The 19,339-nt window shown below is 70.0% G+C and carries 16 protein-coding genes; 5 read left to right on the forward strand and 11 right to left on the reverse strand.

What is annotated here, in order from left to right; all coding sequences use genetic code 11:
• The first annotated feature begins 45 nt into the window (after positions 1-45).
• Positions 46-864 (forward strand): hypothetical protein, encoded by an 819-nt coding sequence (locus FOJ82_RS02655; RefSeq protein ID WP_143936885.1) that lies wholly within the window; start codon positions 46-48, stop codon positions 862-864.
• On the opposite strand, the gene FOJ82_RS02660 is transcribed toward FOJ82_RS02655, so the two are convergent.
• On the reverse strand, positions 861-2,267 hold the full coding sequence (locus tag FOJ82_RS02660; RefSeq protein ID WP_143936886.1) for an NAD(P)H-quinone dehydrogenase: 1,407 nt from the start codon (positions 2,265-2,267) through the stop codon (positions 861-863). The two genes, FOJ82_RS02655 and FOJ82_RS02660, sit on opposite strands and share 4 nt — an antisense overlap.
• A 53-nt stretch (positions 2,268-2,320) precedes the next feature.
• Between FOJ82_RS02660 and FOJ82_RS02665 the strand changes: the two genes are divergently transcribed.
• Genes FOJ82_RS02665 through FOJ82_RS02680 form a run of 4 tightly spaced genes read left to right on the forward strand, consistent with a single transcriptional unit; the run spans position 2,321 to position 7,176 of the window.
• Complete coding sequence (locus tag FOJ82_RS02665; RefSeq protein ID WP_143936887.1) at positions 2,321-3,139, forward strand: purine-nucleoside phosphorylase; 819 nt, start codon at positions 2,321-2,323, stop codon at positions 3,137-3,139.
• A gap of 12 nt (positions 3,140-3,151) precedes the next feature.
• Positions 3,152-4,801 carry a phospho-sugar mutase gene (locus FOJ82_RS02670; RefSeq protein WP_143936888.1) on the forward strand — a complete coding sequence of 550 codons (1,650 nt, stop codon included), beginning with the start codon at positions 3,152-3,154 and terminating at the stop codon, positions 4,799-4,801.
• Positions 4,802-4,837: 36 nt separating this feature from the next.
• Positions 4,838-6,670, forward strand: a complete 1,833-nt coding sequence (locus tag FOJ82_RS02675; protein ID WP_143936889.1) for a DUF2207 domain-containing protein — start codon at positions 4,838-4,840, stop codon at positions 6,668-6,670.
• A gap of 44 nt (positions 6,671-6,714) precedes the next feature.
• The gene (locus tag FOJ82_RS02680) at positions 6,715-7,176 is read left to right on the forward strand and encodes a VOC family protein (RefSeq protein ID WP_143936890.1); all 462 of its coding nucleotides are present in this window, start codon (positions 6,715-6,717) and stop codon (positions 7,174-7,176) included.
• A gap of 11 nt (positions 7,177-7,187) precedes the next feature.
• On the opposite strand, the gene metG is transcribed toward FOJ82_RS02680, so the two are convergent.
• From metG to FOJ82_RS02730, 10 genes are all read right to left on the reverse strand, one after another.
• Positions 7,188-8,981 carry a methionine--tRNA ligase gene (gene metG, locus FOJ82_RS02685; protein WP_143936891.1) on the reverse strand — a complete coding sequence of 598 codons (1,794 nt, stop codon included), beginning with the start codon at positions 8,979-8,981 and terminating at the stop codon, positions 7,188-7,190.
• Positions 8,982-9,021: 40 nt separating this feature from the next.
• Positions 9,022-9,591 carry an NADPH-dependent FMN reductase gene (locus FOJ82_RS02690; RefSeq protein WP_143936892.1) on the reverse strand — a complete coding sequence of 190 codons (570 nt, stop codon included), beginning with the start codon at positions 9,589-9,591 and terminating at the stop codon, positions 9,022-9,024.
• A 168-nt stretch (positions 9,592-9,759) separates the two neighbouring features.
• Positions 9,760-10,662, reverse strand: coding sequence for a ribonuclease HI family protein (locus FOJ82_RS02695; RefSeq protein ID WP_143936893.1), 903 nt, complete (start codon positions 10,660-10,662; stop codon positions 9,760-9,762).
• Positions 10,659-11,747, reverse strand: coding sequence for an adenosine deaminase (locus FOJ82_RS02700; RefSeq protein ID WP_143936894.1), 1,089 nt, complete (start codon positions 11,745-11,747; stop codon positions 10,659-10,661). The genes FOJ82_RS02695 and FOJ82_RS02700 overlap by 4 nt, the downstream gene beginning before the upstream one ends.
• The gene (locus FOJ82_RS02705) at positions 11,734-13,356 is read right to left on the reverse strand and encodes a DUF2339 domain-containing protein (protein ID WP_143936895.1); all 1,623 of its coding nucleotides are present in this window, start codon (positions 13,354-13,356) and stop codon (positions 11,734-11,736) included. The genes FOJ82_RS02700 and FOJ82_RS02705 overlap by 14 nt, the downstream gene beginning before the upstream one ends.
• 211 nt (positions 13,357-13,567) lie before the next feature.
• Positions 13,568-13,960, reverse strand: a complete 393-nt coding sequence (locus FOJ82_RS02710; protein WP_143936896.1) for a cytidine deaminase — start codon at positions 13,958-13,960, stop codon at positions 13,568-13,570.
• A gap of 14 nt (positions 13,961-13,974) precedes the next feature.
• Complete coding sequence (locus tag FOJ82_RS02715) at positions 13,975-15,270, reverse strand: ABC transporter permease (RefSeq protein ID WP_143936897.1); 1,296 nt, start codon at positions 15,268-15,270, stop codon at positions 13,975-13,977.
• Positions 15,267-16,490 (reverse strand): ABC transporter permease, encoded by a 1,224-nt coding sequence (locus tag FOJ82_RS02720; RefSeq protein ID WP_143936898.1) that lies wholly within the window; start codon positions 16,488-16,490, stop codon positions 15,267-15,269. Before FOJ82_RS02720 ends, FOJ82_RS02715 begins: the two co-directional genes overlap by 4 nt.
• Positions 16,483-18,024 (reverse strand): ABC transporter ATP-binding protein, encoded by a 1,542-nt coding sequence (locus FOJ82_RS02725; RefSeq protein WP_221933000.1) that lies wholly within the window; start codon positions 18,022-18,024, stop codon positions 16,483-16,485. The genes FOJ82_RS02720 and FOJ82_RS02725 overlap by 8 nt, the downstream gene beginning before the upstream one ends.
• Before the next feature lie 119 nt (positions 18,025-18,143).
• Positions 18,144-19,301 carry a BMP family lipoprotein gene (locus FOJ82_RS02730; protein WP_185975590.1) on the reverse strand — a complete coding sequence of 386 codons (1,158 nt, stop codon included), beginning with the start codon at positions 19,299-19,301 and terminating at the stop codon, positions 18,144-18,146.
• Positions 19,302-19,339 lie beyond the last annotated feature (38 nt).

A 19,339-nucleotide genomic window follows, 5' to 3' on the forward strand; every position in this document is an offset into this window, starting at 1 on the left:
ATCTGGGTCTCCAGTGGTCCCTGAGGAAAGCGCGGGTGCAGGCATATGGAGTTCATCTTCGTGGTGATCCTGATCGCGCTCGTGCTCGGGCCCCTGACAGGGGCGGGGATGCGGGCGCGGGGTCGTCACCTCGGCCACGGCGGCCCGCCCCCGAACTCGCTCTACGGCCCGCAGCAGCCGCGGATGCTCCAGAACCCCTATGCGGGCTTCGGCCAGGGGGCGCCCGGCATGCAGGGTTTCACGCAGGGCTACCAACAGCCCGAACAACCGCTCAGTGACGCGTCGCGCAACTCCGTGGACCAGGACATCACGCGCTTCGGGGGCGAACTGCGCGACCTCGACCTGGACGTGGTCGGGATCGAGCTCAGCGCAGAGGCGCAGGCCGACTACACCAAGGCGCTGGACGCCTACGAGAACGCCAAGCAGTCACTGCGCAACGCCGAGTACGACTCCGACGCCACCCACATCACCCACATCCTCGAGGAGGGGCGCTACGCGATCGAGTGCGTGAAGTCCCGCGCCCACGGGCGGGGCCTGCCCGAGCGTCGCCCCCCTTGCTTCTTCAACCCTGCCCACGGCCCGTCCGTCGCCGATGTCGAGTGGGTCCCCGACGGCGGCGTCAGCCGCCAGGTGCCGGCCTGCGCCTTGGACGCGGCCCGCGTGCAGTCGGGCGCCAGCCCGCACATCCGGATGGTGCCCATGGTCGGCGGCCAGCTGGTCCCCTACTGGGAGGACAGCCGCCAGGCCGCCTGGGCGCGCGGCTACTACGAGCCCTACGGGATGGATCCGGCGATCCGCCAGCTCACGCAGGGCGCGCTGATGATCGGCGGCTTCAGCCTGCTGATGGGCCTGTTCGACGACTAGCTGGTCAGTACGTCCGGCTGGTGGTGGTGCAGCCGTCGGGCGGCTTCCGACAGCGAGCCCGTCATCGACGGGTAGACGGTGAACGCGGCGCTGAACCTGTCGACGTCCATCCGCAGCCCCACCGCGATGGAGACGGCGTGGATCAGCTCCGACGCGTACGGTGCCACGACGACGCCGCCCATGATGATCCCGGTGGTCGGCAGGCAGAAGAGCTTGACGAAACCGTCGGTGAAGCCCTGCATCTTTGCCCGGGCGTTGCCGCCCAGCGGGAGCAGCACCGACGCCACCCGAACGTCGCCCGCGTCCACCTGCGCCTGCGTGATGCCCACCGTGGCGATCTCGGGCGCGGTGAACACGTTCGATGAGACCTGGCCGAGGTCCAGTGGGGCGACGGCGTCGCCCAGGGCGTGCCACATCGCGATCCGACCCTGCATGGCGGCGACGGAGGCGAGCGCGAACACGCCCGTGACGTCGCCGGCCGCATAGATGTAGCGGACACTCGAGCGGGAGACGCGGTCGACCATGATGTGCCCGGACCGTGAGAGCCGGACCCCTCGCTCCTCGAGGCCGATGTCGCTGGTGTTCGGGACGGCTCCCACGGCCATCAGGCAGTGCGATCCCCTGACCTCGCGGCCGTCGGTGAGCGTGACCACCACGCCGTCGTCCTCGACGCGGGCGGCCTCCGCACGGGACTCGCTCATGATCTCCATGCCGCGGTTCTTGAAGGCGCGCTGCAGCACGTTGGCTGCGTCCTGGTCCTCGCCGGGCAGCACCTGGCTGCGGGAGGAGACCAGCACGACGTCGACGCCGAGCGCGTCGTAGGCGGAGGCGAACTCGGCCCCGGTGACACCTGAGCCCACCACGATCAGTCGTTCCGGCAGCTCCTCCAGGTGGTAGAGCTGCTTCCAGTTGAGGATGCGCTCACCGTCGCACCGGGCCTCCGGCAGCTCACGCGGCGTGGTGCCCGTGGCGACGAGGACGACGTCGGCCTCGATCTCGTGCTCGCCGCTGTCAGTGGTGACGGCCACCTTGTGGTGGCCCGAGATCCGGGCGGTGCCGCGGACCATGTTGACGCCCTCCCGGTCGAGCCGGGAGCGGATGTCGTGGGACTGCGCCGTGGCGAGGTCCCGGACGCGGGCGTTGAGCTGGGCCAGGTCGACGTGGATGGCGCTGCCCAGGTCGTCGTCGCCCTCGAAGTGCAGGCCGAGCTCGGAGGCACGCTGCATGGTGCTCATCACCTCGGCGGTCGCGATCAGCGTCTTCGACGGCACGCAGTCGGTCAGGACCGCCGCACCACCGAGCCCGTCGCGTTCGATCAGGGTGACGTCGCCACCCAGCTGGCTCCCCACCAGCGCCGCCTCGTACCCGCCGGGTCCTCCACCGATGATCACTACCTTCGTCACGCCCTCCATCCTTTCACAGCACGCGCTGGCCGAGGTCACACTAGGCTGGCGGCGTGAGCACAGCAGCAACAGGATCCACAGACCCCAAGCAGGCCGCGCGCGACGCCGCCGGCTTCCTCGCGGACACCCTCGGGGTGGCCTCGATCGACATCGCGCTCGTCCTCGGCTCCGGCTGGTCCTCCGGCGCGGACCAGCTCGGCGAGCCACTGGGACAGGTCGCGCTCGGCGACGTCCCGGGATTCAGCAAGCCCGTGGTCAGCGGCCACGGTGGCGAGCTGCGCGTGGTGCGCACCACGGCCGGGAAGGTGGCCGCCATCTTCACGGGCCGCACCCACTACTACGAGGGTCGGGGCGTCGAGCCGGTCGTGCACGGGGTCCGCACTGCGGCCGCCTGGGGTGCCGCGACGCTGGTGCTGACCAACGGCTGTGGCGGGCTCAACCCGGCGTGGGCGCCGGGCACCGTCGTCCTGATCGGCGACCACATCAACCTCACCGGCGCCACTCCCCTGCGCGGCGCCACCTTCATCGACATGACCGAGGCCTACTCCAGGCGGCTGCGCGCCCTGGCCCACCGCGTCGACGACTCCCTCCCCGAGGGCGTCTACGTGCAGTTCAGCGGTCCCCAGTACGAGACCCCCGCCGAGGTGCGGATGGCCGGGGCGCTGGGTGGCGACCTCGTCGGCATGTCCACCACTCTGGAGACCATCGCCGCCCGGGAGGCGGGGCTTGAGGTCCTCGGGCTGTCGCTGGTCACGAACGCTGCCGCCGGCCTCGGTGGGGCGGACCTCGACCACACCGAGGTGCTGCAGGCCGGCAGGGACGCCGGGCCGCGGCTGGCCGGACTGCTTTCCGGCATCGTCGGAGTGCTGTAGGAGGGCCCGGAGATGATCGACGCAGTGCTCGCACACGCCCGCGACTGGCTCGCCGAGGACCCGGATCCTGACACCGTGGCCGAACTCCAGGGCCTGTTGTCGGCCGCCGAGGGGGGCGACCAGGACGCCCTCGCGGAGCTCCGCACCGCCTTCGCCGGCCCGCTCGAGTTCGGCACCGCGGGCTTGCGCGGCAGGATCGGCCCCGGACCGGCACAGATGAACCGCGTGGTCGTCGGCCAGGCAGCCGCCGGTTTCGCGGCCTGGCTGACCCAGCAGGGCCTCGCCGGAGGCAAGGTCCTGATCGGGTTCGACGCCCGCCGCAAGTCCGACGAGTTCGCACGGGAGACGGCTGAGATCTTCGCCGGCGCGGGCTTCGAGCCCCTCGTCACCGAAGGCCCCACCCCCACGCCCGTCGTCGCCTTCGGGATCCAGCACCTGGGGTGTGTGGCCGGCATCGTCGTGACCGCCTCCCACAACCCGCCCGAGGACAACGGTTACAAGGTCTACCTGGGCGACGGCTCCCAGATCGTCCCGCCCGTCGACGGCGAGATCTCCGAGTGCATCCGCAAGGTCACGCCACAACTCCTGGGCGTGCTGGAGCGGGACGCGAGCTTCCGGAGGGTCGGCGACGAACTCCTCGCGGCCTATGTCGAGCGCGCCGCCTCCCTCGTGCCCGCCGACGCGCCCCGCGAACTGACGTGGGTGCACACCGCGATGCACGGCGTCGGGGCCGCGCCCATGCGTGCGGTCGCGCACGGCGCCGGTTTCCCCGCCCCGCTGGAGGTGGCGGAGCAGGCCGAGCCGGATGCGGCCTTCCCCACCGTCGCGTTCCCCAACCCGGAGGAGAAGGGCGCGATCGACCTGGCCCTCGCGCTGGCCGAGCGGCAGGGCGCCGACGTCGTGGTGGCCAACGACCCCGACGCCGACCGCTGCGCCGTGGCCGCCGTCGTCGACGGCCGGTGGCGGATGCTGACCGGCGACGAACTGGGGGGTCTCCTCGGCGACTACGCCATCCGGCGCGAGGTCCCCGGCCAGTTCGCCAACTCCGTGGTGTCCTCCACACTGCTGCGCGACCTGGCCGCCGCGGCCGGACGCGAGCACCGCACCACGCTCACCGGGTTCAAGTGGATCGGGAGGGTGCCGGACCTCGCCTTCGGGTACGAGGAGGCCATCGGCTACTGCTGCGACTCGGCCGCCGTGCCGGACAAGGACGGACTCACCGCGGCCCTCACCGTGCTGCGCCTCGTCGCCGAGCTGAAGGCCGGGGGCCGCACCCTGGCCGACCGGCTCGACGAGATCGTCGCCACCCACGGCCTGCACGCCACCAGCCAACTCTCGGTCCGCGTCGATGAGTTGTCGGTGATCACAGACGCCATGGCGAGGCTGCGGGCCGAGCCGCCGTCGCTGCTGCTGGGCGAGCCGGTGGCCGTGACGGACCTGTCGGCCGGCACTCAGGAGCTGCCCCCCACCGACGCCGTCGAGCTGACGGGGCGCCGCCTCCACGTCGTCGCCCGCCCCTCGGGCACCGAACCGAAGCTGAAGTGCTACCTGGAGGTCGTCCTGACACCGCAGGAGTCCGCCGACGTCGCGGCCGCCCGCGCCCGGGCGGAGGCCGAACTGGAACGGCTGCGCGCCGAGATGGCGGCCGCGCTGGGGATCTGACGTCGGGCTGGTTGGCATCGCCGGTACGCTTGTCCCATGAGAGCGTTGCGTGCTGTCCTGGCTTCACTGGTGATCGGCCTGTTTGGGGTGGTGGCGCTCGTGGCGCCGGCCGCGGCGGACGAGGGCGCCCCCTACACGCAGTTCCACACCACGGTGGACCTGAGCGAGGACGGCGTGGCCCACGTCACGATCGAGATGACCCTTGACTTCGGCCAGCGCAGCGGCCGCGGACCACTGATCGACCTGGTGGACCGGCAGGCCGACGGCCAGAACCCCGACGAGTGGTACTCGTTCCCCATCTCCGACATCGAGGTCACCTCCTCCACCGGGGCCCGCACCGACACCCTGGTGGAACGCGGTGGCGGACACGTCACGATCCGCGTCGGGGAGGAGGACACGGTCTACCGGAGCCCGCAGTCCTACACGGTCAGCTACAACGTCGAGGGCCTGATCGTCTCCGACCACCCGGAGTCAGGGATGGACGAGTTCAACTGGACCCCGATCTCGACAGCGATGGCGAGCGCCATGAGCGACGTCCAGTTCACCGTGAACGGCCCCGCCGACGTCTCGCAGACCGCCTGCTTCCACGGCGCGAACTTCGGCACCGAGTGCACCAGCAACTCCTCCGGCGGCACCGCCACCTACAGCGTCGGCGACCTGGCCCCGGGCGAGCCCGTACAGATCGTCGCCGGGTTCCCGGCCGGCACCTTCGGCGGTGTCGAGCAGATCAAGACCCGCCGCGTCCACCCGGGCAACATGTTCGAGGTGAACGCGGGCACGGGGATCGCCACGGGCATCCTCGGCATCGGCGCCATCGCCGCCCTGGTCGGCATCAGCCGCCGCCACGCCCGCGACGAGGTCTACCTGGGCCTCACCCCCGGCCTCACCCCGAAGGAGGGCGAGAAGGGCAGGACCGGCGTCAGGTCCGGCAGGCAGAACGTCGCCGTCGCGTTCCAGCCCCCGAAGGGCGCGCGCCCCGGCGAGATCGGCACCCTGATGGACACCACGGCGGACAGCATCGACGTCTCCGCCACCCTCATCGACCTCGCGGTCCGCGGCCACATGAAGATCCAGGCCACCGACGAGCGGGGCACCGGGCACGTCCTCACCCGGACGCCGAACCGCGCCGACGAGCTCGTCAAGTACGAGTCGAAGCTGTTGGAGGCCGTCTTCGCCCACGGCGACAGCGTCGGCATGCGCGAGCTCTCCGACGCCGAGTACCACGCGGTCCAGCCCAAGACCAAGGAGCGCCTCTACAAGCGCGTCGTAGACCTCGGCTGGTTCAAGAAGAACCCGAACCATGCCCAGCTGACGCCGATGATCGGCGGCATCGCCCTGGCCATCGCCGGCGCGATCCTCACCTTCGCCCTCGCCCAGATCGGCTGGGGGCTCGTGGGCCTGCCCGTCATCGTCATCGGCATCGGCCTGATGGTGATGTCCAGCAAGTTCCGCACCCGCTCGGCCAGGGGATCCGCGGTGCTGGCACAGGCCAAGGGCTTCGAGCTGTACCTGCGCACCGCGGAGGCCGACCAGATCAAGTTCGAGGAGGGCATCGACGTGTTCAGTCGCTACCTGCCCTACGCGATGATCTTCGGCGTCGCGGACCGCTGGGCGAAGATCTTCGCCGACCTCGGCGCCCGCGGCGTCTACGAGCCGGACCTCAGCTGGTACTACGGCGCCAACCTGTACAACTACGCGTTCTTCTCGATGAGCCTGAACAACTTCAGCCACGACTTCAACCAGGTGATGAGCCAGGCCGCCAGCGCCAACATGCAGGCGCAGATGGCGTCCTCGGGCTCCTCGGGTGGCTCCGGCTTCTCAGGCGGCGGCGGCTTCTCCGGCGGTGGCGGAAGCTTCGGCTCCTGGTGAGCTTCGGCCTGCACGGCCGACGCCCCCTGTGACACTCTGGGTGCATGGCTGCGAGGATCCAACTCACGTTCGACGCCCATTCGCCGCAGGTGCTGGGCCTCTTCTGGGCCGACCTGCTCGGCTACGCGGTGGACCCGCCCCCCGGCGGACGGATCGGCACTCCCGAGGAGACGCTGCAGGCCTGGTTCCGGGCGCTGGAGGAGATGGGGGTGCCGGAGTCCGAGTGGGACTCACGCTTCGCTCTCGTCGATCCCGACGGCGTCGGTCCGCGGGTCTTCTTCCAGCGGGTCCCCGAGCCGAAGACCGCGAAGAACCGCCTCCACATCGACGTCAGGGCGGCCGAGGGGTTGTCCGGGGACGAGCGGATGGCGGCTCTCGAGCGGGAGTGCGAGCGGCTGCTCACCCTGGGCGCCACACGGCTGAGGCGGCACGAACCCGCCCCGCCGCTGAGTGCCGGCTGGATCGTGATGTCCGACCCTGAGGGCAACGAGTTCTGCCTGGACTGACCCTCGCCGGCTCAGGCCTCGGTGGTGATCGGAGCCCAGCTGGGTCCGGTCTCGGCCAGCTTCTCGTCCACCTTCGCGAACAGCGGGGACGGCTTGGCCAGGGGGGTGCCGGCGACGATCGGGCGGGACTCCCACACCGCCTGCTCCGAAGCGTAGTCGCCCTGCAGGATCGGGTAGTCGAGGCCCTCCTCGGAGACCTCCACCAGCTCCGGCAGCGCGGCCCAGGTGCCCTGGTTGCCGAGCGCCTCGTGGATCTGCTGGGCGGCGTGCGGCATGAACGGGGTCAGCAGCGTGTTGCAGTCGCTGACCACCTGCAGGGCGACGTGCAGGACGGTGTCGCGGCGTCCGGGCTGGTCCTTCAGCTTCCACGGCTCCATGTCCGAGAGGTACTTGTTGGCCAGGCCGACGATGCGCATGGCCTCGGTGATGCCCAGCTTGAAGCGACGTGCCGCCAGGTGCGCACCCACGACGTCGAAGGCCTTGCGCGCCTCTGCCAGGATCTCCTGGTCCTCGGCCGTGAGCTCGTCGGCCTCGGGGATCGCACCGTTGTTCTTGTGGGCCATGGAGATGGAACGGTTGACGAGGTTGCCCCACTCGTTGGCGAGCTCGAAGTTGATGCGGCGGACGAACTCCTCCCAGGTGAAGTCCGTGTCCTGGTTCTCGGGACCGGCGACGGCGATGTAGTAGCGCAGCGCGTCGGGGCCGAACTCGGCGAGGAAGTCGCCGACGAAGATGGAGGCGCCGCGCGAACTGGCGACCTTGGAGCCCTTCATGGTGAGGAACTCCGAGGAGACCACCTCGGTGGGCAGCTGCAGCTCGCCGAGGGCCGCGTGGACGTCGCCGCCCACCTCGCCCTGGCCGTTGGCGCCGAGCAGGATGCTGGGCCAGATCACGGAGTGGAAGACGATGTTGTCCTTGCCCATGAAGTAGAACGACTGCGCGGTCTCCGCGTTCCACCACTTGCGCCAGGCCTCCGGGTCGCCGCTGCGGCGGGCCCACTCGATGGAGGCCGACAGGTAGCCGATGACCGCGTCGAACCACACGTAGATGCGCTTCATGGCGGCGTCGCGCCAGCCGTCGAGGGGGACGGGGACGCCCCAGTCGAGGTCGCGCGTGATGGCGCGCGGACGCAGGTCGGCCAGCAGGTTGTGGCTGAACTTGAGGACGTTGGGGCGCCAGTCCTTGCGCGTGTCGAGCCACTCCCCCAGCTTCTCGGCGGTCTTGGGCAGGTCGAGGAAGAAGTGCTCGGTCTCGACGAACTTGGGCGCCTCGCCGTTGATCCGGGAGCGCGGGTCGATGAGGTCGGCCGGGTCGAGCTGGTTGCCGCAGTTGTCGCACTGGTCGCCGCGGGCGCCGTCGAAGCCGCAGATCGGGCAGGTGCCCTCGATGAAGCGGTCCGGCAGGGTGCGGCCCGTGGAGGGCGAGATGGCGCCCATCTGGGTCTTCGCCACCACGTAGCCGTTGTCGTGCAGGGCCGTGAACACCTCCTGCACCACGCGGTAGTGGTTCGGGGTTGTCGTGCGCGTGTAGAGGTCGTAGGACAGGCCCAGTCCCTGCAGGTCCGTGGCGATGATGCGGTGGTACTTGTCCGCACACTCCCGGGCCGTCAGGCCCTCCTGCTCCGCCTTGACCTGGATGGCGGTGCCGTGCTCGTCGGTGCCGGAGACCATCAGCACGTTGTGGCCGCTCATCCGCATGAAGCGGGAGAACACGTCGGAGGGCACACCGAAGCCCGAGACGTGTCCGATGTGACGGGGGCCATTGGCGTAGGGCCAGGCGACGGCAGCAAGAACATCAGCACACATGCGCGACATCCTATCGCTGCCGGACCCGGCCCCCGAACCATCAACCCCTGGGCAGCACCGTCAGCACGCGTTCGACGTGCTCGCGGAACTCCGCCATGTAGGCGGTCAGGACCGCGCCGAGCTCCTCGTCGTTGATCTCACCGCTGTCGCTGATGGCGTCGGTGCGCAGGTGGATGTAGGCCTCCGGCGCCGTCATCAGCCTGGCGTTGCAGAACGCCATCACCGCCCGCAGGCTCTGCTGGGCCACGGCGGTCCCGATGCTCCCGATGGAGGCCCCGATGATGCCGACCGGCACGTGGTCGAACGAGTTCTCACCCCATGGCCGCGAGGCCCAGTCGATGGCGTTCTTGAGCGCTCCCGGCACCGAGCGGTTGTACTCGGGGGTGACGAACAGGAGCGCCTGCACCCCGGCGATCGCGTCCTTGAGCGCGCGGCCCTCCGGGGGATAGTCGGAGTCGTGGTCCGGCGAGTACAGCGGCAGGTCCTTGATACCGATCTCGGTGAACTCGAGGTCCGGCGGTGCCACTTTGAGCAGTGCCTTGGACAGCAGCCTGTTGATCGAGGTGGACGAGAGGCTGCCGACGAAGTAGCCAACCTTGTATGCGGCCATGCGTGATTCCCTTCTCCTGGTCCCCCGGTACGCCCGGGCTGGGCGGGAGACCGACTCTACGCCGATGCCCCCGGCCGGATCCGGATTCGGTCGACATGGGGCGATGGCATCGGTCCTCACCCGTCGACAGGACCGACGAGGCCCTGGCGGTGCTGCGCCGACTGGCCGCTACTGCTGGGCAGTGACCTGCGCGAAGCGCAGCTTCCAGCCCGCCGGGGTCTTCTGCCACAGGTTGAAGCGGAGCCGCCGCTGCTTGTCTCCCTGCAGCCAGCGCACCCCGACCAGGGACTCGGAGTAGGCGTCCATGGCGAGCACCTCGAACTCAGGCGACGTCTCACGCCAGGCCCCGTGGTCGGCGGCAATGACCTCGCCGTCGACGCCGTGGGCCACGAAGTCGGGGTGCAGCAGTTCCGCCAGCCTCGCGGCGTCGGTGCGGACGTCGTCGGAGAGCAACTGCCTCGTCGCGGCCAGCAGGGCGGCCTTCACCCGAGGACTCGCGGAGCCCGGGGTCGTGGGGCCGGGTTCGGCGTCGGGTTCCTCGAGTTGGAACAGGGCGGGTGTCTCCTCCACCGAGTTGGGCGCGAACACCTGCGAGCGGGCCTTCGCGTCGGCGGCCGGGAAACCGGGTCCGACGTCGGGCTCCCGGCCCTGCATGAACGCCGTGGCAGCTGCCCGCGCGCGCTCGTCGGCGGCCTCGTTCATGACGTGCCCGGCGTGGCCCTTGACCCACTCGAACGTGACGTCGCGGCCCTGGAGCGCCTCGTCGAGCTGCTTCATGAGCTCCACGTTGAGGACGGGCTTGCCGTCGCCCTTCTTCCAGCCGCGCCGCTTCCAGCCCGGCAGCCACTTGGTGAGCGAGTTGATGACGTACTGGGAGTCGGCGAGGATGCGCAGCGGTTCCCCGGTGTGCGCGGTCGACTGCAGCAGGTCGAGCACGGCCATCAGCTCGCCCATGTTGTTGGTGCCGTGGTCCCAGCCCCCGGCGGCCCAGATGTCGTCGCTGATGTACCAGGCCCAACCAGCCGGGCCGGGGTTCGAGAGGGCTGACCCGTCGCAGGCTGCGACGATCACGAGTCCCAGCCAGCGCGGAAGGCGGTGTAGGACGGCTTGATGATGCCCTGGATGAGGGCCACCCGCTCGTCGTGCGGCAGGAACGCCGCGTTCATCGCGTTGAGCGTGGCGCGCTCGACGTCGTCGATCCCCCAGCCGAGGTCGGTCACGAGGCGCTCGAACTCGCGGCTCATGGTCGTGGCGCTCTGCAGGCGGTTGTCGCAGTTGATGGTGACGTTGAATCCGAGCTTCCAGAGAGTCCCGACGGGATGCTCCGCGATGGTGTCGGCGATGCCGGTCTGCAGGTTCGACGACGGCGCCACCTCCAGCGGGATCTGTGCGTCGCGGACGTAGGAGGCCAGGCGCCCGAGCCGCGCGCGTCCCTGTTCGTCGCGGGTGATGTCCTCCACGATCCGCACGCCGTGGCCGATCCTGTTCGCGTGGCACAGCTGGATGGCCTCCCACATCGACTCGGGCCCGGAGGCCTCCCCCGCGTGGATCGTGTAGAAGACGGATGCGCGCCGCAGGTACTCGAACGCCTCCCGGAAGCGTGAGGGCGGGAAGCCGTCCTCGGCGCCGGCGATGTCGAAGCCGGCCACGCCCTGGTCGCGGTACTCGACCGCGAGCTCGGCGATGGCGAGCGTCGGCTCACCGTGGCGCATTGAGGTCACCAGCTGGCGGGCGACGATGGCGTGCCCCGACGCCTCTGCCTCGGCCATCCCGGAGTCAAGGCCGTCGCGGACCGCCTCGACGACCTCACCGAGGGTCAGTCCCTGGCCCAGGTGCTGCTCGGGGGCGTAGCGCGCCTCCGCGTAGACGACCCCGTCGAGGGCCTGGTCGAGCACGAACTCGTGGGCGACGCGCTTGATCTGCTCCGCGGTCTGCATGGCAGCGACGGTGTGGTCGAACGTCTCGAGGTAGCGCACCAGCGTGCCGGAGTCGGCGGCCTCGAAGAACCACCTGCGCAGCTCTTCCGGATCGGTCGTCGGCAGCTCGTGGCCGTTGGCGGCGCAGTGCTCGATCACGGTCTGTGGGCGCAGGCCCCCGTCGAGGTGGTCGTGCAGCGCCACCTTCGGCAGTCCGCGCAGGTCGTCAATGCTGAGCATCTGGTCCTCCTTCAGGGCCGTACCAGCGCTGCGCCGGCGGAGGGCCGGGCTGCTGGTGCTGGGGTGGTGGCACGGGCTGCTGCCCGGGCCGGAACTGGGGTGGCGGGCCGGGGTGCTGCGGCGGGGCTGCGGACGAGGCCTGCTGCAGTCCCCTGCGTTGCCGCAGGAACGCGATGCCCATCATGAGGACACCACAGCCGAGGAAGACGGCCACGCGGGGGATGCCGCCGAGGAGTTGCATGTCGAACAGTACGAGCTTGCCGGCGGCCGCCACGGCGATGATGGCCGCGACCGTCAGGTCGGCTGCCGGGTTGGTGCTGCGGCGCCGCACTGCGATCGCGGCAGCCACGAGCATCCAGCAGACGGATGCGAGGGCGTGCCCCGCCAGGAACCCGCCGTTCGTGTCGCCGAACTGCCGGCCCAGCCAGGCGCCACCGATCACCACGGCGTAGCCGGCGAGGTAGAGGCCGACCAGCAATCGGATGGCGTCGGGAACCGGTGAGGGCGGCCCGTGCCGGAACACCATGATGGCCACCCCCAGCACGCTGAGCAGTACCGCCTGCAGGAGCACGACGGGCACGGCCAGCACGGCCTCGGGGTCCCCCCAGACGCCGAGGCTGGCCTCGATGGTGGCGAAGAAGGCCAGGAACGTGGGGACGCCGCGGATCAGACCCGAGAACAGCCGCCGTCGGGCCAGCGGCCGGAGTTGGACCACGATCGCCAGCACCACCAACACCATGTGCTCGACCGGGGAGTCGACCAGACCGACGAGCAGCGAGACGGCCAGTGCGGAGACCGATACGGTCAGGAACAGGTCCTGGCTTCGGTTCGGGTCAGGCCGGGCACCCTCGGGCACCGGTAGCGCGACGGCCAGCAGGCACCCGGCCCCGGCCACCAGCAGCGAGAGCCACGGCACGACGGCGTCGCCCGCGAGGGCACCGCCCCAGGCCCCGACGAACAACAGCAGGAGGACGGGCCATGGCTGTCGGGCAACGGGGAGGGCGCGTTGGAAACCGACGAGGTGGACGCCGACCGCGAGGGCCGAGCCGAGCATCAGGTAGGTGGGCAGTCCGGAGGTGAAGGAGACGGGTGTGACCACCATCTGGAGCAGGAAGGCCACCGACACCAGGACCTGCTGGTTCGCCCACGGACGCGCGATGGTGGCCGCCAACAGCAGCGCCGGCGCGAACACCGCGGCCGGGGACCCCTGGAAGACGACCGCCCCGACGAACACGAGCCACGCCAGCCAGACCAGCGCGTTGCCCAGGTGCCATCGCCGGATGACGAGGGCGGCCAGCGCCAGGGCGACGCTCGCCAGCAGGACTCCGAGCCAGCCGGGCAGTCCTTCCTCCCGCTCGGCCCCCATCGCCGACCACGTGGCCAAGGCACCGGAGACGACGACCAACGGCGCGATCAGCCCGTTGGCGCCGGTGCGCCAGGCCAGCACGAGAGTGACGACGCCCAGGCCGAGGGCGAATGCGTAGGTGAGGACGGCCGCCCCCAGCTCGAATGCCATGCCCAGCAGCAGCACCAGCCCGGCCAGGGTGACGGCGGCACCGAGGCTGTACAGCAGGGCCTGCCCGCGGGCCTCGCGCTGCTCCGGGGTCACCCGTGGCCGAGGTCGGCCCGGCTCCCAACCGGGTGGCAGCCACTGCCTCGGCCAATCGGGAGGCGGCACCCAGTCGGCCGGCGGCTGCCAACCCGCTGGCGGCGACCACCCGGGTGGTGGCACCCAACCCGGCGGCGGAGCCCATCCGGGTGGTGGCGGCGGGTAGCGGTACGCGGGCATGGCTCCCAAGCTATCGGTTCGGGCAGCCAACCTACTGGAGGTGTTGGGGCCCGAACGCCTGGGGCAGCACGTCGTCGAGCGTGCGGATGCCCTCCGGGGTCTCCATCACGAGCTCGGGGCCCCCGAACTCGTAGAGCAGTTGGCGGCAGCGCCCGCACGGCATCAGTACGTCGCCGTTGCCATCCACGCAGGTGAACCGCACCAGTCGGCCTCCCCCGCCGAGGGCGAGGGCCGAGACCAACCCGCACTCTGCGCACAGGGTGACGCCGTAGCTGGCGTTCTCCACGTTGCAGCCGGACACGACACGACCGTCGTCGACCACTGCGGCGGCGCCGACGGGGTACCTCGAGTACGGCACGTAGGCACGCTGCGACGCCTCCACGGCGGTGGCGCGCAACGAGTCCCAGTCGAACTCCTCGGACATCTGGACCTCCCCTGTCAGGATGACTTGATGAATGGCTGGCCGTCGGCCGCGGGTCCGCGGACCCGCCCGACGAGACCGGCGACGGCGATGATCGTGGCCACGTACGGCAGCATCAGCAGGAAGGTGCTGTCGATGGGGCTGCCGAGCGGGTTCAGCGTCTGGCCGAGCTGCGTGACGAAGCCGAAGAACAGCGCCATCAATGCGGCCAGCACGGGGTGCCAGCGGCCCATGATGAGGGCCGCCAGCGCGATGAAGCCGTTGCCCACGGTCAGGTCCGGCCGGAACGCGCCGGTGGAGCCGATCGTGAAGTAGGCGCCACCCAGCCCCGCCATCACGCCGCCCAGGAGCACGGATGCGGACTTGGTCCACACCACGTTGATGCCGACGGTGTCGGCGGCGTGCGGGTGCTCACCCACGGAGCGCACGCGCAGGCCCCACTTGGTCTTGAACAGCAGGAACCAGGAGACCGGGACCGCCAGGATGGCGATGTAGGCCAGCGCCGTCTGGTTGAACAGGATCGGCCCCAGGAAGGGGATCCTGTCCAGGAGCGGGATGGCGATCCGCGGCATGATCGGCACCGCGTTGTACCTGCCCACGTCGGAGCTGACCAGCTGCTTGAACAGGAAGCCGGTGAGCCCGGAGGCCAGCAGGTTGATAACGACGCCGAGGATGACGTGGTCCATCAGGTACTTCAGGCTGAACAGCGCCAGGACGGCCGCCATCGCCACACCGGCGAGCACGCCGGCGAACAGCCCGGCGAGCAGCGACTTGGTGAGCGAGGCGGTGATGCCGGCCGCGAAGGCGGCGGTCAGGAACTGGCCCTCGATCGCGACGTTCACGACGCCTGCACGCTCGGAGAACACGCCGCACAGCGCTCCCAGCACCAAGGGCGTGGCCACCGCGAGGGTGCCACGCAACTGGTTCGTGAGCGTGAACGGCAGCGTGCTGCCGGCGGCCACCCAGGTGACGAACCCGAGTACCACGGCCACACCGGCGAGGATGCCCAGGATCCTGCGGACCCGGCCGGCCCCACGATTGGCCAGGAACGCCACGGCGGCGGCGAGCACCAGCACGGCGCAGATCGCGACTGTGACGGTGCCGGGCAGCGGGATCACGGGCAGCTGCACCGCGTCGAACGCGTCCGACAGCGCGATCCTGGCAACACCGTCGGAGGAGAACACGGCCCACACCAGCAGCAGCCCCACCACTAGCAGCAGCCCACCGGTGGAGAGCCGCTGGACGCGGTCCTGGCCCGCCTCGACCGCGGCCACGTTGTCGGTGCCGAGCGACCCTGTTTGCGTCGCGGTCATGCCGAGACCTCCTTCTTCGACTTCGGGGCCGAGGCGGGCCTGGCCGAGCGCCGATCCCGCAGCGCCGGCACCAGCCAGGTGACGAACTTGGGTGCTGCCACGAACAGCACGATCAGGGCCTGGATCAGGGCGGTGAGCTCCGAGGGGGTCTGCGCCTCCGCGCTCATCGTCAGGCCGCCGGCCTTCATGGCTCCGAACAGCAGGCCGGCACCGACGATGCCCAGCGGCCGCGACCGGCCCAGCAGCGCCACGGTGATGGCGTCGAAGCCGACGCCGCCCACGATGCCGGAGGACAGCTGCGGTGGATAACTGGTCAGCAGGGTGGGCGCCAGGACCATCTGCGCCCCGGCCAGACCGGCCAGCCCACCGGCCAGTGACATGGCGACGATCGTGACGCGGCCGACGCTCATGCCCGCCGTCTCAGCAGCGTGCGGATTGTGTCCCACGGCCCGGATCTGGAAGCCGAGGGTGGTGCGTTCGAGGAGCCACCAGACGGCGAAGGCTGCGAGCAGGGCGAGCAGGAAGCCCACGTGCAGGCGCGTGCCCGCCAGCCTGGGCAGCACGGCTGTCCACTCCACCTGCGGGGAGATCGGGTCCGTTCGGCCGGGCATCTGGAACAGGGGCGTGATGAGGAAGTAGCCGAGCAGGCCACCGGCGATGTGGTTCAGCATGATGGTGCTGATCACCTCATGGGCGCCCGTGCGGGCCTTCAGGAAGCCTGCGATCCCGCCCCACGCCGCACCGAAGGCGATCGCGCAGATCAGGGCCAGCGGGATGTGCAGCGCCATCGGGACCCCGGTGAGGCTGAACCCGATCCAGGCGCCGACGATGGCGCCCCAGATGGCCTGCCCCTGGCCGCCGATGTTGAACAGGCCCGCACGGAACGCGAGCCCGACGCCGAGACCGGCGCAGATCAGCGGCGTGGCCTGCGCGGTGGTCTCCGTGACGGCTCCCCAGGAGCCAAGCGACCCGCGGATCAGCGCGCCGAACGCAAGGACGACCTTGTCCCAGGCCGCGCCCAGGGCATCGCCCGGGCGGCTGAAGAAGTAGGCGAACTTGCTCACGACGTTCGGGTCCGAGACCACCATCACCACGGCACCGACCAGGAAGGCCAGCACCAGGGCGATCAGGGTGGTCGCCACCCCGACCCAGCGCCGGCTGCGGGGCGCCGTTCCCGGCGCCACCGTGACGACCTTCTCGGCCGCACTCTCCTCAGTCATCGCTGGCCTCCTCGGTGCCCTCGTCCTGCCTGATGCCGGCCATCATCAGGCCCAGCACCTCTCGTGGCGTGTCCGGTGGGACGACCCCCACGATCCCGCCCCGGTACATCACGGCGATCCGGTCCGCGAGGGACTCGACCTCGTCGAGCTCGGTGGAGACGATCAGCACTGCGGTGCCGCGGTCGCGCTCCTCGATGATGCGCTTGTGCAGGAACTCGATGGCGCCGACGTCGACGCCGCGGGTGGGTTGGTTGGCGATCAGCAGGCTGAGCGGCCGCGAGAGCTCGCGCGCCAGCACCACCTTCTGCTGGTTGCCACCGGAGAGGGCCTTGACGAACTGGTCCTCCCCCGAGGTGCGGATGTCGAACTCCTCGATCCGCTCCTTCGCGTTGCGGGAGATGTCCTTGAGCTTCAGGTTGCCCGAGTTCGCGAACTCCTGCGGCCGGTTCAGCACCAGGTTCTCGGCGATCGAGAAGTCGCCGACGAACCCGTCGCGCTGCCGGTCCTCGGGCACGAAGCCGAGGCCGGCGGCGATGGTCTGTTTCGGGGGCGCGTGGGTGATGTCCACGCCATCGAGGGTCGCGGTACCGGCCACTACGGGCAGGGTCCCCAGCAGGGCGGCGGCGAGCTCGCTCTGGCCGTTGCCCTGGACACCGGCGACGCAGAGCACCTCGCCCCCCTCGACGGTCAGGTCGAGGTGGTCGACGACGATGTGGCCCGCATGGTCGGCGACCGTGAATCCCTCCAGCACGAGGCGCTCGCCGGAGCGCTGTGGCTGGTCCTTGTCCACCTTCAGGTTCACGGCCCGTCCCACCATGAGTTCGGCCAGCTCGGACTCGGAAGCGCTGGGCTCCGCCCGACCGACCACCTTGCCGCGGCGGATGACCGTGATGTCGTCGGCGACGGCACGGACCTCGCGCAGCTTGTGGGTGATGAAGCAGATGGCGCGGCCCTCGTCACGCAGGGCGCGCATGATCTCCATCAGTTCGTCGATCTCCTGCGGCGTGAGCACCGCCGTCGGCTCGTCGAAGACCAGGTAGTGGGCGTCGTTGGCCAGCGCCTTGAGGATCTCGACCCGCTGCTGGACGCCCACGGGCAGGTTCTCCACGAGCGCGTCGGGATCGACGTCGAGCTTGTAGCGGTCCGAGAGCTCGCGGACCTTCTTCCGGGCGGCACCCAGGTCGAGCAGCCCGAAGCTGCCCGGCTCGCGGCCCAGGACGAGGTTCTCGGCGACGGTGAACACGGGGATGAGCATGAAGTGCTGGTGCACCATGCCGATGCCGGCCGCCATCGCCTTCTTGGAGCTGGTCAGGTGCAGTTCGCGGTCACCGATGCTGATGGTGCCGTCGTCGGCTTCCAGGAGCCCGTACAGGATGTTCATCAGCGTCGACTTGCCGGCGCCGTTCTCGCCCAAGAGGCAGTGGATCCGGCCGGGGACGAGGTCCACCGTGATGCTGTCGTTGGCCGTCAGCGCGCCGAAGCGTTTGGTGATGCCCTCGAGCCGCAACACCTGGTCAGTGACCGTGGCTGTCACATGTCCTCCTGATAACGGGCCGCCGTTGGCCGTGGGTTTGGAACTGGTAGCAATTCAAGCAAATGGAGGGCCTGAGCGGGAGCGGACTCCCGATCAGGCCCTCCACAGGTTGGATCAGATCACTTCGGCTGTGCCGTCGAGGTGATGACGATGTCACCGGAGATGATGTCGGCGGTGAGCTGGTCGAGCTCCGCCTTCAGTTCGTCGGAGACCTTGTCCTCGAACTCGTTGAACGGGGAGAGACCGGTGCCCTCGTTCTCCAGGGTCCCGACGAACGGGTCCGAGGTGAGCTCGCCGGCCATGGAGGCCTGGATGGCCTCGAAGACCGCCACGTCCATGCCCTTGTAGACCGAGGTGATGATCGAGGAGCAGTACTCGGCAGCGGAGATGCAGCCGTCGGTGTCCACCCAGATGGCGTTGACCTTGCCACCGGAGGCCTGGGCGGCCTGCAGGCCACCGAGCCCGGCCGGGCCGGCCACGGGGAGGATGATGTCGGCGCCCTGGGCGATCAGGGTGTTGGCGGTGTCGCGGCCACCGGCCTGGTTCTGGAACGGGTCGTCGCCGGGGACGAACTGGCCGTCCTGGGTCTCCGCGTTCCAGCCGATGACGTTGACGTCGGTGCCCTTGACCTCGTTGTGGTGGGCCACGCCCTGCGCGAAGCCGTCCATGAAGATCGTCACGGTCGGGATCTTGGCGCCACCGAAGGTGCCGACGGTGCCGGTCTCGGACATGGCGGCGGCGAGGTAGCCGGCGAGGAAGGAGGACTCGGCCGTGTTGAAGATCAGGCCCTTGGCGTTGTCGACGCCCTCGAAGGAGGAGTTGTCGACGATGGCGAAGTCGACCTCGGGGTTCTGCTTGGCGGCGGCCTCGGTGGCGGTGGCGAGCAGGAAGCCGACGGTGACCACGATGTTGCAGTTCGCGCCGATCATTGCCTGGACGTTGGGCGCGAAGTCGGACTCGGCGTTCGACTCGATCTCAGCGGTCTCGATGCCGAGGTCGTCGCGTGCCTGGAGGAGTCCGTTGTAGGCGGTCTCGTTGAAGGACTTGTCGTCGAAGCCGCCCGAGTCGGAGACCATGCAGGCCTTGAAGTCGGTGGCGGCGGCGGTCTCGGTGGTGGTCTCCTCCGCGGTGGTGGTCTCCTCCGTGGTGGGCTCCTCCGCGACGGTGTCGGAAACGGAAGGCTCCGTGGTCGTCTCCGGCGGGGCTTCCGCACACGCGGTGAGCGCGAGTGCGCTCGCGCCGAGGACGGCGGCAAGCTTGAACAGGTTCTTCTTCACTTCAGATCCTCCTGAGGCTGATGGGCTACCTGAAGATA

This window comes from Tessaracoccus rhinocerotis (assembly GCF_007197885.1).
GTDB lineage: Bacteria > Actinomycetota > Actinomycetes > Propionibacteriales > Propionibacteriaceae > Arachnia > Arachnia rhinocerotis.

Coding starts and splice junctions, on each gene's coding strand:
- metG (WP_143936891.1), bottom strand. CDS start 8,981: ATGTGTGCTGATGTTCTTGCTGCCGTCGCCTGGCCCTACGCCAATGGC.
- FOJ82_RS02720 (WP_143936898.1), bottom strand. CDS start 16,490: ATGACTGAGGAGAGTGCGGCCGAGAAGGTCGTCACGGTGGCGCCGGGA.
- FOJ82_RS02690 (WP_143936892.1), bottom strand. CDS start 9,591: ATGGCCGCATACAAGGTTGGCTACTTCGTCGGCAGCCTCTCGTCCACC.
- FOJ82_RS02680 (WP_143936890.1), top strand. CDS start 6,715: ATGGCTGCGAGGATCCAACTCACGTTCGACGCCCATTCGCCGCAGGTG.
- FOJ82_RS02655 (WP_143936885.1), top strand. CDS start 46: ATGGAGTTCATCTTCGTGGTGATCCTGATCGCGCTCGTGCTCGGGCCC.
- FOJ82_RS02670 (WP_143936888.1), top strand. CDS start 3,152: ATGATCGACGCAGTGCTCGCACACGCCCGCGACTGGCTCGCCGAGGAC.
- FOJ82_RS02715 (WP_143936897.1), bottom strand. CDS start 15,270: ATGACCGCGACGCAAACAGGGTCGCTCGGCACCGACAACGTGGCCGCG.
- FOJ82_RS02675 (WP_143936889.1), top strand. CDS start 4,838: ATGAGAGCGTTGCGTGCTGTCCTGGCTTCACTGGTGATCGGCCTGTTT.
- FOJ82_RS02710 (WP_143936896.1), bottom strand. CDS start 13,960: ATGTCCGAGGAGTTCGACTGGGACTCGTTGCGCGCCACCGCCGTGGAG.
- FOJ82_RS02700 (WP_143936894.1), bottom strand. CDS start 11,747: ATGCTCAGCATTGACGACCTGCGCGGACTGCCGAAGGTGGCGCTGCAC.